Source organism: Tropicimonas marinistellae, assembly GCF_001509585.1.
Taxonomy (GTDB): Bacteria; Pseudomonadota; Alphaproteobacteria; order Rhodobacterales; family Rhodobacteraceae; genus Tropicimonas; species Tropicimonas marinistellae.
The window spans coordinates 261,050-273,492 of record NZ_LNCI01000004.1; the positions used below are offsets into that span (position 1 = coordinate 261,050).

Here is a 12,443-nt window from a genome sequence, read left to right on the forward strand (position 1 = left end):
GTCGAAATCAGCACACCGTCGGAGAGTGTCGATCCGCCCGCATTCATGGATCAACCTATTGCGGGCGTTTCGAGACATTCCGAGCAATGTTGGCAGCGGTTGCGGACGACGCGCAGTACAGCCGGACGCGAGAAATGACAGAGGGATAGGATTTGCATGTCCTGCCCGTTGAGGGTCGGAATCGGAGGAGAAAGCGCATGGGGCACGTCTGGATAACCGGGGAAGCGTTGATTGACTTCGTGCCGATAACCGTGCCGCAGGGAACGGCCTATTTGCCGTGCGAAGGCGGCAGCACATACAACGTCGCGAAGGCGACAGCGCGCCAGGGGTCGGACGTCTCCTTCCTCGGGCCGATCTCACAGGATCTGTTCGGCGATATGCTGCGCGACGATCTTGCGCGGGAGGGAGTCGAATTGAGATATGCCCCGCGAATTGATGCCCCAACGCCGTTGGCCTTCGTTAAGTACGAGGGCAGTGATGCGCGCTATGCTTTTTACGATCGCGCCTCGACAATGGTGGAAGCCCCCTACGGCGAAACGCTGTCCGACCTGCGTCCCGGAGACATCCTCCACGCCGGATCGATCTCGCTGATACCCGATCCCGGCGCAGACCGCCTCGAACGACTGATGCTGGCACATCGGGACCGCGCAATTCTGTCGCTGGATCCGAATGCAAGGCCGGGTATGATCGCCGACATGGACAAGTGGCGGAACAGGATAAGCCGGTTGGCAGACGCGGCAACAATCCTGCGCCTTTCCGACGAGGATCTCTCGGCCTGGCAACCCGGTCGCGACCCGCGCGACTTCATCGATACGCAACTGGCCTCCGGAACCGCGTTGGTCGTCCTGACATATGGCAAACATGGAGCCGAGGCTGCCACCCCTGCAGGTCGCGCGCGCGTACCGGCCCGGACGGATGGATTGGTCGATACTGTGGGCGCCGGAGACACGGTCATGGGCACCGTTCTTGCAGCGGTTGACGGGCATGGGTTGACAAATCCCGACCAGATTGCGGCACTTGGCGATACGGCCCTTGAAGACTTGCTGACGCGTGCGATGCGGGCAGCCTGGTTGAATTGCCATTCTGCTGGATGCAACCCACCGACACGACGCGCCATCGACAGCGATGCTTCACTGGAACCATCCGAGTAATGACGTCGATCCTCTGCGCGAAATTGTCGAGCGCGACCGAAATAGTTGACGCGAGTAAAATTCATTCCTAACCTGATTCCGCGGGGTTCGGAGGAGGAGCCCGCTGGGAGTAACCGTGACGGCGGCGCCAGAGCGCGTCGTCTTGGGTTTTGCAGGAATGCCGGGCGCGGTCATTTGCGTGCGTGGATGCCTGTTCGCCCCTAGGGAGGAGAGAAAATTGTCGAAACTCACGAAATCAATGGCCGGAGTTGCGCTTCTCGCATCGACCGCGCTTGCCGCCCCGGCATTTGCCGAGGAGATCACCGTCGCCACCGTGAACAACGCCGACATGATCGTCATGCAGAAGCTCGCCCCCGAGTGGGAGGAGGCGACCGGCAACACGATCAACTGGGTTGTGCTTGAGGAGAACGTTCTTCGCCAGCGGACAACGCAGGACATCTCAACCAAAGGCGGCTCGTTCGACATCATCTTCATCGGTGCATACGAAGCACCGATCTGGGGTGCCAACGGCTGGCTGACCCCCCTGAATGATTTCGGCGACGACGCGGATTATGATCTGAACGACATCTTCGAGCTCGTCCGCAACGGACTGTCCGACAAGGACGGCAACCTCTACGCGGTGCCGCTCTATTCCGAGACGTCGTTTACTTTCTACCGCGCGGATCTCTTCGAGGCGGCCGGCGTTGAGGCACCGACCGAGCAAATCACCTACACCGACTTCGCTGATCTCGTTTCGAAGGTCCACGATCCCGACAACGGCGTGTTTGGAACGTGCCAGCGCGGCAAGGCCGGCTGGGGCGAGAATATGGCCTTCGTTGGCCCGATGGTGAACGCCTTCGGTGGCAGGTGGTTCGACATGGACTGGCAGCCGCAGATCGACAGCCCCGAGTGGAACGCCGCGATCACCTACTACGTCGATTTGATGAACAACTACGGCCCGCCGGGCGCGACGGCAAACGGCCACAATGAGAACCGCGCGTTGTTCGCCGACGGCAAGTGCGCGACCTGGGTCGATGCAACCTCGGCCGCGAACTACATCAAGAACCCGGCCAACTCGAAGGTCGCAGAGGTCACAGACTTCTTCCAGGCTCCGAAGCAGGAAACGTCGAACGGGACCGGCTGGTTCTGGTCATGGGCGTTGGCCATCCCGGCGACTTCGCAGAAAATCGACGTCGCGAAGGACTTCCTGAAGTGGGGCACCTCGAAAGAGTACTTCCAGAAGGTTGGCGAAACCGAGGGTTGGGTCGCGGTTCCGAGTGGAACCCGTCAGTCGATCCACGAAGATCCGCGTCTGCTTGAAGCGGCACCCTTCGCCGAGACCATCAAGAACGCGATCTTCTCGGTCGACCCCGCGAACCCGACGCGCGATCCGGTTCCCTACACCGGGGTCCAGTTTGTCGCGATCCCCGAGTTCCAGGGTATCGGCAACTACGTCGGTCAGCAGATTTCCGCGGCACTCGCCGGTCAGTCAACTGTTGAAGAGGCCCTAGCCAACAGCCAGCAGTTCGCGGTCCGCGAAATGACCAAGGCCGGGTACATCAAGTAGTCTTCCTCCCAGGGCGGGCTGATCCGGATGGGTTGGCCCGCCTCGCTAAGCGCGCGGCGCAAGTGTCGCCGTGCAAAAAGGAGCAGGCCCGAAGGGGGCTGCTCCTGCAACGCGGCAAACCAGGCATTTCGGGAGAAACCAATGGCAACCAAGGCTTCCCGCGCGGCCGCCCGGATGATGATATCGCCCTCCGTAATCCTTCTGCTCGGTTGGATGATCATTCCGCTATCGCTGACGATCTACTTCTCATTCCTGCGATACAACCTGATCACGCCGACCGGTAACCCCTTCGTGGGGTGGGAGAACTACTATTGGTTCGTGACCGATCCGAGCTTCAAGGCGGCGATGATCAACACGCTCCTGCTCGTCGGCGGGATCCTGTTGATCACAACGATCGGCGGAGTGATCTTTGCGCTTCTTCTGGACTTGCCGATGTTTGGCCAGGGCGTCATCCGGATTATGGTGATTGCCCCATTCTTCGTAATGCCGACCGTCTCCGCGTTGGTTTGGAAGAACATGTTCATGAATCCCGTCAATGGAATATTTGGGCGCCTTGCCACGGGCATGGGTTTTGAACCCGTCGATTTTTTTGGGCAGATCCCGTTGCTTTCTATCATTTTCATCGTGAGTTGGCAGTGGCTGCCCTTCGCGACGCTGATCCTGTTTACCGCGATGCAGTCGCTCGACCAGGAACAGCTCGAGGCGGCCGAGATGGATGGTGCGAGCTGGCGGAACCGGTTCTGGTTCATCATCCTGCCGCATCTTGCCCGCGCGATCACGGTCGTGATCCTGATCGAGACGATCTTCCTGCTGTCGATCTTCGCCGAGATCCTCGTCACAACCAATGGCGGCCCGGGCACGGCGACGACCAACCTGACCTATCTGATCTACGTGTCGTCACTCCTGCAGTTCGACGTGGGCATGGGGAGCGCCGGTGGCGTCATCGCCATCATACTGGCCAACATCGTCGCGATCTTCCTGATGCGGATGATCGGCAAGAACCTCGACGCGTGAGGAGGAGCGGGTAATGGCACGCGCAGTCTCGAACGGCATCAAGCTCCGCAACACCGCCATCGTCGGAACGCTTGGCTTCCTGATGTTCTTCCCGATCCTGTGGATCCTCATCCTATCGTTCAAGACCGAGGAAGACGCGATCCGGGCGCCGCTGGAAGTCCTGTTCAGCTCCGGTTGGACGCTGGAGAGCTTCACCACGGTCCAGGAGCGATCCGATTACTTTAAGCACTTCACCAATTCGGTCGTGATCGCTGTCGGCTCCACGTTCTTCGGTATCCTGATCGCCGTTCCGGCGGCCTGGGCCATGGCCTTCGTACCGGCCAAGCACACCAAGAACGTGCTGATGTGGATGCTGTCCACCAAGATGCTGCCGCCGGTCGGCGTCCTGGTGCCGATATATCTCATCTTCCGGGATCTCGGCCTGCTCGACACGCGCATCGGACTCGTGATCGTGCTTATGCTGATGAACCTCCCGATCATCATCTGGATGCTCTACACCTACTTCACGGAGATCCCCGGCGAGATCCTTGAGGCTGCCCGCATGGACGGAGCGAACCTGCGCGAAGAGGTGCTCTACGTGCTGACACCGATGGCGATCCCCGGCATGGCCTCGACAGTTCTTCTGAACATTATCCTGGCTTGGAACGAGGCGTTCTGGACCCTGAACCTGACGGCCGCAAACGCCGCGCCACTGACGCAGTTTATCGCCAGCTATTCCAGCCCGGAGGGCTTGTTCTACGCCAAGCTCAGTGCCGCCTCGATCATGGCCATCGCACCGATCCTGATCATGGGCTGGTTCAGTCAGAAACAACTCGTCCGCGGCCTGACCTTCGGCGCCGTGAAGTAACAGAAGCAGAGGAACCGAACCGTGGGACGTATTCAGCTCGAGCAGGTGAGTAAAAGCTTCGGCGAACTTCAGGTAATACCGCCGCTGGACCTGGAGATCGAGGACGGCGAGTTCGTTGTCTTTGTCGGCCCGTCGGGCTGTGGCAAGTCCACGCTGTTGCGATTGATCGCCGGGCTCGAAGACGTAACCTCGGGCCAGGTCCTGATCGACGGCACGGACGCTACGGACATTCCCCCTGCAAAACGCGGATTGGCGATGGTGTTCCAGTCCTACGCGCTCTATCCGCACATGTCCGTTCGAAAGAACATTGCGTTTCCCCTGCGCATGGCCGGAATGGATGAGGCGGAACGGGACCGTCGCGTTCAGAATGCGGCCGACGTTCTGAACCTCACAGATTACCTCGATCGAAAACCGGCCCAACTGTCCGGCGGGCAGCGCCAGCGGGTCGCGATCGGACGGGCTATCGTTCGCGAACCCGCTGCGTTTCTGTTCGATGAACCGCTGTCGAATCTCGACGCCGCGCTGCGCGTCGGGATGCGCATTGAAATCTCCGAGTTGCACCAGCGCCTCGGCACCACGATGATCTACGTGACACACGATCAGGTCGAAGCCATGACCATGGCCGACAAGATCGTGGTGCTTCAGTCCGGGGTGATCGAACAAGTCGGATCACCGCTGGAGCTCTATCGCAGACCGCAGAACAGGTTCGTTGCGGGCTTCATTGGCTCACCAAAGATGAACTTCGTCTCCGGAGAGGCTGCGAAACCCTATGCTGCAGAGAGCATCGGCGTACGGCCTGAGCATCTGCAAATCTCGTCTGCCGAGGGCGCTTGGAAAGGCGTGATCGGCGTTTCGGAACACCTGGGCTCAGACACGTTCTTTCACGTCCTCGAAACCGGGCTCGCGGAATCGATCACCATCCGGGCCGACGGCGAGGTGGCGCTGAACCGGGGCGACACGGTCTATCTGACCCCTGAGCCCGACAAGATCCATCGTTTCGACGCAAGAGGAAGGCGTATAGAATGACACGTCTGGCAGGAAAGAACGCACTCGTCACCGGGGGCGCACGCGGTATCGGCCGCGCGATCGTTGAGGCATTCGTGCGCGAGGGCGCGAAGGTCGCCGTGGCCGATCTGCTGGCAGATCAGGCAGAGGAAACCGCCGCGGCACTCGGCGACGCGGCAATGGCGGTCGAGATGAACGTAACCGACGCGGCCTCCATCGCATCCGGCGTCGCCGCGGTCGAGGCGAAGTGGGGCGGCATAGACATACTGGTGAACAACGCCGGCGTTTTCGATATGGCTCCGATTGCCGAGATCACGCCCGAAATGTACCGCCGACAGTTCGATGTGAATGTGGGCGGCACAATATTCGTTACTCAAAAGGTCGTGGAGGGAATGAAGACCCGCGGGAAAGGCGGCGCGATCATCAACTTCAGCTCGCAGGCCGGGCGGCGCGGAGAGCCGAATATCATTCTCTACTGCTCCACCAAGGCGGCAGTCATTTCCATAACGCAGTCGATGGCGCTGGAATTCGCCAAGGACAAGATCCGGGTGAATGCAATCGCTCCCGGCGTGATCGACACGCCGATGTGGGACGTGGTCGATGGGCTCTTCGCCAAGTACGACCACCTTCCCAAGGGTGAGAAGAAGAAACAGGTTGGGCTGGCCGTACCCCTTGGCCACATGGGCTCCCCGGACGAGATCGCCGATCCGGTGGTTTTCCTGGCTTCCGACGACGCCCGCTACGTGACGGCCCAAACGCTGAACGTCGATGGCGGGAACTGGATGAGCTGACCGCGGCCCCCGGCAGGGCCCTACGAATTGAAGGAGACTAAGGTGATCGACCTGCGCAATTCCAATCTGGATGCGCTGCCTGAAGGCGTGCGCGTTCCGACCTACGACCGGAGCAGCCTGACACCCGGAATCGTACATATCGGACTCGGCAATTTCCACCGGGCGCATCAATCATGGTATCTGCACCGGCTGTTCGAGGCGGGACTGAACCACGATTGGGCAATTATCGGAGCGGGCGTGCGTCCCGAAGATGCCACGATGCGCGAGAAACTCGCCGCACAGGATTTCCTGACGACGCTGATCGAACTGGATCCCAAAGGCAGTTCAGCCGAAGTGGTCGGCTCCATGATCGGCTACGTGCCCTACGATCCCGAAAACCGCCCGCTCATCGCACAGATCGCAAAGCCGGAAATCCGCATCGTCTCTCTGACTGTCACCGAAGGCGGCTATTTCATAGATCCGGCCACAGGTGGTTTCGATGCATCGGACCCGCAGATTTGCCACGATGCGGAAGACCCAGAAACACCCGCGACGGCCTTCGGAGCAATCGTTGCCGCGCTGAAGCAACGACGGTCTGCAGGCACCGGTCCGCTTACATTGCAATGCTGCGACAACCTCCAGGCCAATGGGGACGTGCTGCGCCAAACGGTGGTCTCTCTCGCTCGCCTGTCAGATGGCGACCTCGCCGACTGGATCGAAGCAGAATGTACTTTCCCCAACGCCATGGTGGATTGCATCGTCCCGGCGACCGGCCCGAAGGAGCTTGCACTGGCCGAAGAATTCGGCATCGCCGACCAGGCCCCGGTAACGCACGAGAACTTCCGCCAATGGGTCATCGAGGAGAAGTTCTGTGCCGGACGGCCGGAATGGGAAAAGGTCGGCGCAACCATCACCGGCGACGTCCACGATTTCGAGCGCATGAAGATCCGGATGCTCAACGGCGGGCACCAGGTCATTGCCGACCTGGGTGAGTTGCTGTCGATTGAAACGATTTCGGGCACGATGGAGCATGCCGGGATTCGTGCCGTCTTCGAAAAAGTCGAGCGCGAGGAGATCATGCCCCACGTGAAGCCCGTTCCCGGCTACACGCCAGCGGAATACCTCGAACTGCTGATCTCCCGTTTCGGCAATCCGATGATCGTGGACACCACCCGGCGTGTCGCCTTCGATGGCTCGAGTCGGCACCCGGGATTTCTGCTTGGCAGTGTCCGCGACGGGTTGGCGGCAGGCACCGCGACTGACGGGTTGGCGTTCATCTCGGCGGCCTGGGCACGCTACTGTGCCGGCACTCGACCGGATGGCAGCACCATTGCACCCAACGACCCATTCTGGAGCGAGCTGCAACCGCGTGCGCTCAAAGCGAAGGAAGATCCGGGAGTCTGGCTCGCCATGCAGCAGACCTATGGCGAATTGGCCGAAGTTCCCGCGTTTTCAGATGCCTTTTCGCGGTGGTTGCAGATGATCTGGAATGAGGGGGTCGAGGCGGCAATGGACACTTATCTGGGCCGCCGATGAGCCGCAGGCGCAATCATTATCCGTCGGGAGCCGACCCCGCTTGAGGGGTCAGCTCCAATTCAGAGAGGACGCATTTCGAAAGGAGCGGCCGCGCCGCGACCCGTCGCGTCGAAATCGCTGATCAGAACACGGCCTGAACCTTCATCCGGCCATCGCCGCCGCCCATGGTGGTCATCTTCTCGAGCGCCTCATCAAGATCTACCCTGTGGGAAACCACCTGCTCTATCGCAGGGCCGGCGGCGCGGATGGCGTCGATTGCATTGGGGATATCGGCGCGAGCCAACGAATGAGCCCCGGCAATACGGATCTGCCGGCGAAAAATCTCGAAGGGCGAGAGGCTGATCCGGTCCGCTTGCGGATAAACCGAAAAGAAGAGCGCCTTGCCGCCCGTGGCCACCTGGGCGATCATCGATTCTGCCACTTTCGAAAGACCCGTCGCATCGGCCACAAAGTCGTGGCTTTGGCGCAATGCCTTGCAGGCGTCGCTATCCGCGTGCAACGCGGCAAATCCCATGGACTGTACCATCTCAAGCTTCCGCTCCGCCACGTCCACAACGGTTACATCCCCGATCCCCTGCCCCTTGAGACCAAACGCAATGAGCATCCCCATGGGACCGGCTCCGAAGACCAGGGCATTCGTCACGTTGTCCAGACCTGTCGCACGGATCCCGTTGAGCGCGCAGCCCATGGGCTCGGCGAGTGCGGCCACCGCAAAGTCCAGATCGCCGATTGCGTGCAGTTTGCTGGCCGCAACGGCGACAAGCGGTTCGAAGCCTCCGTTTACGGTTACCCCATAGGCACCGAGCTGATCGCAGAGATTGGGCATCCCCGCCCTGCAATAGCGGCACGTTTCGCAAGCCAGGTTCGGATCGATGACGACCCTGTCGCCTTCAGAAAACCCGGTCACGCCGGCCCCAACCGCCAGCACCACCCCCGAAAACTCGTGACCGGGAACGACCGGAAACGCGTCGCGGCCATAGTTGCCGATCAGAATGTCGTGGTCGGTGTGGCAAATACCCGATGCGCGCACGTTGACGAGCACCTCCCCCGGCCCTGCCACGGGCTCCGGAACATCCGCAACCGTCGCGGCGTTGCGACCGGTAAACAGAATTGCCTTCATTGTTCGTCCTCCTAGTCACGCCAGCATCGCGGGTCGGCAAATACCTCTGCGCTCAGGCCGAGGCGCGCCGTATCAAACGCAAGGGCAGTCGGGTCTGGCTGCCCGAAAACTCTGCACCGACCTCCCGCTCCATCCTGTCGAGGATGATCTCAACCGCCTTCTGAGACAGCTTCTCGTAGTCCTGCGCGACGGTTGTCAGCGACGGGTTGATGAATTCGGAAATCGGGTAGTTGTCGTTTCCAGCGACGCGCAGATCGCTCTCCGAACTGGCGCCAACCGTCAGACCCCGCTCACTGGCAGCCGCGATGACGCCGAATGCGCAGCGGTCGGACGCGCAGAGCACCGTCGTGGAAGGAAAACCGCCTTGCGCGAACCGGTCACGCGCGATGTCGCGCCCCTGACGTTCGAAGTTCCAGTCGCTATAGGGGTTTTCGATGACCATGGGCTGCTGGCCCTTTGCACACATGGCCCGGTTATATCCCTCCAGCCGTTCCGCCGCGGTGGAGTTCACTTTCGGCATGGCGATGAAACACGGCGGCGAGCCACTTTCGCAGAGATATTCCGTGATCAGTCGCATTCCCTGGACGTGGTCCGACGAAAGGAACGAGAACGACCCTTCGACATAGCTGTCAAACAGGAGCAAGGGGACTTCACGCCCCAGTTTCCGGATAAGAACTGCATCGGACGCCGCCCCGAGCGGAGACAGGATCAATCCGCCAATATTCAGCGACCGCATCATCTCGATACATTCGATTTCCGTTTCCGCGTCCCCGTGTGAACTCTGCACCAATGTCCTGTGCCCGGCATCGCGGCAGCTATTCTCGATGTGCCGAATAATCTCGGCGTAGAATGGATCGGTGAAATAGGGGACGACGATACCGACAGTTTTCGGATTTCGCCGGTTTTGATTGGTCGCCAGGAAGCTTGGCCGGTAGTCGAAACGCTCCAGCGCCTGCTCGATTTTCGCCCGGGTGGATGCTCGCACACTCTGGGGATCGTTGAAGTACTTCGACACGGTCGGGCGCGAAAGCCCCGTTGCGGCGGAAAACTCCTCCATGTTGCGCAGTTTTTTCGACATATCTTGCGTCCGTTAGATCTTGAGTTTTGCGGCAACCGCATCCTCCCCCGGAACTTCAACTCTTGCACTTTATTTATCGCGCGTAAAGTTTTGTCTTGCGGGCAGGCAGCGGTTGGGGCACCGTGGGCGTGCTTTCCTGGGAGGCGGTAATGACTTCAAAGATCGTGACGCTTGGTGAAATCCTTGCGGAGATCATGGCCGATGTCCCCGGTATGGGATTCCTGGAGCCGATTGCGCTGACCGGCCCGTTTCCCTCCGGGGCTCCTGCGATATTCATCAGCCAGGCAGCCCGTATGGGCGCCCCGACGGCCTATGTCTCGGCTGTCGGCAACGATGACTTCGGACGCCTGAACATTGCCCGGCTGAAGGCGGACGGAGTCGACGTGTCCGCGGTGCGGGTCGATGAGCAACTGCCTACCGGCCACGCATTCGTCCGATATCGCCCCGACGGTAATCGCGACTTCGTTTACAATATCACCCATTCGGCCAGTGGAACGGTGCGCATGACCCCGGAAGCGGAGAGGGCTTTCGCCGAAGCCGGGCACTTGCACGTGGTGGGGAACTCGATGTTCACAGCAGACCTGCGCCAAATGGCGGAGCAGGCAGCGAGGGAGATCAAGTCACGTGGCGGCACCGTTTCTTTCGACCCTAATCTTCGCAAGGAGATGCTGAGCCAGCCCGGGCTTCAGAAAGCAATTGAGAACGTGCTTGAATACACCGATCTCTTCCTTCCGTCCGGCGATGAGGTTTTCCTCGGAGTCGAAACGGACAACGCGGAGGAAGCCATTGCCGAACACCTGGCGCGTGGAGTGAAGGCGGTTGTCCACAAGCGCGGAAGCGAAGGCGCGAGCTACTTCGACGGAACGCAAACACTGCGACAGGCGCCATTTCCTGCTGACGAAGTCGATCCCACCGGCGCGGGGGATTGCTTCGGCGGTGCTTTCGTTTCGCTCTGGACCGCTGGCACGGATCCGGCAGAAGCGCTGCGTCTGGCCGCTGCCGCAGGCGCGCTCGCGGTGATGAAACGCGGGCCAATGTCCGGAGCAGAAACCGCAGATGTGGTGCGCGCCTTCGCCGACCAACACGGGAGCTGACGCAATGGCTAATCCACTACTGTCCCTTGGCCGCGACCCTCGCGGTATCGTCTCGGTCTGCACCGCCCACCCTGTCGCGATTGCAGCCGCGCTTGAGGAAGCACAGGCGCATGGCCAGTACGCCCTGATCGAGGCAACCTGCAATCAGGTCAACCACGATGGCGGCTATACCGGAATGAAGCCGGCGGAATTCATTGCATTGGTCAAGGGGATTTCACAGGAAATCGGGTTTCCCGAGGAGAAGCTGATCTTCGGCGGCGATCACCTTGGTCCGAATCCATGGCGACACCTGCCGGCCGACGAGGCAATGGCTGAAGCCAAGACGATGATGGCCGCCTATGTCGAAGCGGGATTCCGCAAGCTGCACCTGGATTGCTCCATGGGCTGCCGCGACGAACCCGTCGCACTCGATGACGCGACGACCGCGGCGCGTGCCGCGGAGCTTTGCGCGGTGGCCGAGGAGATAGCGAATGACGGGATCTACATCATCGGCACCGAGATCCCGCCACCGGGCGGGGCACACGAGGAAATCGACGCACTGAAGCCAACCGCGCCGGCGGCGGTGCTGGAAACCTACGGGATCCACGCCCGCGTTTTCACCGATGCGGGCCTGGCAGAGGCTTTCGAGCGTGTCATCGCCATTGTGGTTCAGCCGGGGGTGGAGTCAGCACAGATGAGCGTTGTGCTTTATGATCCCTCCGCAGCGCGCGACCTCGTCGCGACGCTGCCCGGCATGCCCGGCCTGGTGTTCGAGGCGCACTCGACGGACTACCAGACCGGGACGGCGCTGAAGGCGCTGGTCGAGGATGGGTTCGGCATTCTCAAGGTCGGTCCCTGCCTGACTTTCGCGGTGCGAGAGGCGCTTTACGGTATGGAAATGGCCTGCCGAGAGATGGACGGTGGCCCGCTTGCCTTGCGCCAGACGATGGAAGACCTGATGCAGGCTGACCCCGGCGCTTTGAGGGAACATGTCCACGGCGATGAGACACAGCGCGCAAGCCAGCGTCACTTTGGCCTGTCCGACCGTATCCGGTATTATTGGCCAAACGCCAAGGCACAGGCGGCCGTTGCGGACCTTTACGCCCGATGCCAAAAGGTTCGCCCGCCCATCGGAGTAGTCAGCCAGTACGTCGGCGCCGGCCTTGTGAACGAGGCTCTCGGCGCGGGAGATGATCTCTTCGATGCCGAAGCTCTTGCCCGACGCGCAGCGCGCCGGATGGTAAGACCGTGGTATGATGCCTGCAAGTGACCTCACCACCCGGCAGATAAATGCATGCGGGTC

11 protein-coding genes are annotated in these 12,443 nt (G+C 60.9%); 9 read left to right on the top strand and 2 right to left on the bottom strand.

What is annotated here, in order from left to right; genetic code table 11:
- Positions 1-197: 197 nt before the first annotated feature.
- From ARC39_RS10090 to ARC39_RS10120, 7 genes are all read left to right on the top strand, one after another.
- Positions 198-1,151 (top strand): carbohydrate kinase family protein, encoded by a 954-nt coding sequence (locus ARC39_RS10090; protein ID WP_068113885.1) that lies wholly within the window; start codon positions 198-200, stop codon positions 1,149-1,151.
- Positions 1,152-1,389: 238 nt separating this feature from the next.
- On the top strand, positions 1,390-2,697 hold the full coding sequence (locus ARC39_RS10095; protein WP_068113888.1) for an ABC transporter substrate-binding protein: 1,308 nt from the start codon (positions 1,390-1,392) through the stop codon (positions 2,695-2,697).
- Positions 2,698-2,838: 141 nt separating this feature from the next.
- Positions 2,839-3,711, top strand: a complete 873-nt coding sequence (locus ARC39_RS10100) for a carbohydrate ABC transporter permease (RefSeq protein WP_068113891.1) — start codon at positions 2,839-2,841, stop codon at positions 3,709-3,711.
- Between the two features lie 13 nt (positions 3,712-3,724).
- On the top strand, positions 3,725-4,558 hold the full coding sequence (locus ARC39_RS10105; RefSeq protein ID WP_068113894.1) for a carbohydrate ABC transporter permease: 834 nt from the start codon (positions 3,725-3,727) through the stop codon (positions 4,556-4,558).
- A gap of 21 nt (positions 4,559-4,579) precedes the next feature.
- A complete protein-coding gene (locus tag ARC39_RS10110) occupies positions 4,580-5,584 on the top strand; it encodes an ABC transporter ATP-binding protein (RefSeq protein WP_068113896.1) in 1,005 nt (334 codons plus the stop codon).
- On the top strand, positions 5,581-6,354 hold the full coding sequence (locus tag ARC39_RS10115) for an L-iditol 2-dehydrogenase (RefSeq protein ID WP_068113899.1): 774 nt from the start codon (positions 5,581-5,583) through the stop codon (positions 6,352-6,354). The genes ARC39_RS10110 and ARC39_RS10115 overlap by 4 nt, the downstream gene beginning before the upstream one ends.
- 42 nt (positions 6,355-6,396) lie before the next feature.
- Positions 6,397-7,869 carry a mannitol dehydrogenase family protein gene (locus ARC39_RS10120; protein ID WP_068113902.1) on the top strand — a complete coding sequence of 491 codons (1,473 nt, stop codon included), beginning with the start codon at positions 6,397-6,399 and terminating at the stop codon, positions 7,867-7,869.
- A gap of 121 nt (positions 7,870-7,990) precedes the next feature.
- Here ARC39_RS10120 and ARC39_RS10125 read toward each other — a convergent pair whose 3' ends face one another.
- Together ARC39_RS10125 and ARC39_RS10130 are read right to left on the bottom strand one after the other, a co-directional pair.
- Complete coding sequence (locus ARC39_RS10125) at positions 7,991-8,989, bottom strand: alcohol dehydrogenase catalytic domain-containing protein (RefSeq protein WP_068113905.1); 999 nt, start codon at positions 8,987-8,989, stop codon at positions 7,991-7,993.
- Between the two features lie 52 nt (positions 8,990-9,041).
- Entirely contained in the window at positions 9,042-10,067 is a 1,026-nt protein-coding gene (locus ARC39_RS10130) for a LacI family DNA-binding transcriptional regulator (protein WP_068113910.1), read from the bottom strand.
- 149 nt (positions 10,068-10,216) lie between these two features.
- Here ARC39_RS10130 and ARC39_RS10135 point away from each other — a divergent pair, with 149 nt between their 5' ends.
- Complete coding sequence (locus ARC39_RS10135; protein WP_068113913.1) at positions 10,217-11,161, top strand: sugar kinase; 945 nt, start codon at positions 10,217-10,219, stop codon at positions 11,159-11,161.
- 4 nt (positions 11,162-11,165) lie between these two features.
- Entirely contained in the window at positions 11,166-12,410 is a 1,245-nt protein-coding gene (locus ARC39_RS10140) for a class II D-tagatose-bisphosphate aldolase non-catalytic subunit (protein ID WP_068113916.1), read from the top strand.
- Positions 12,411-12,443 lie beyond the last annotated feature (33 nt).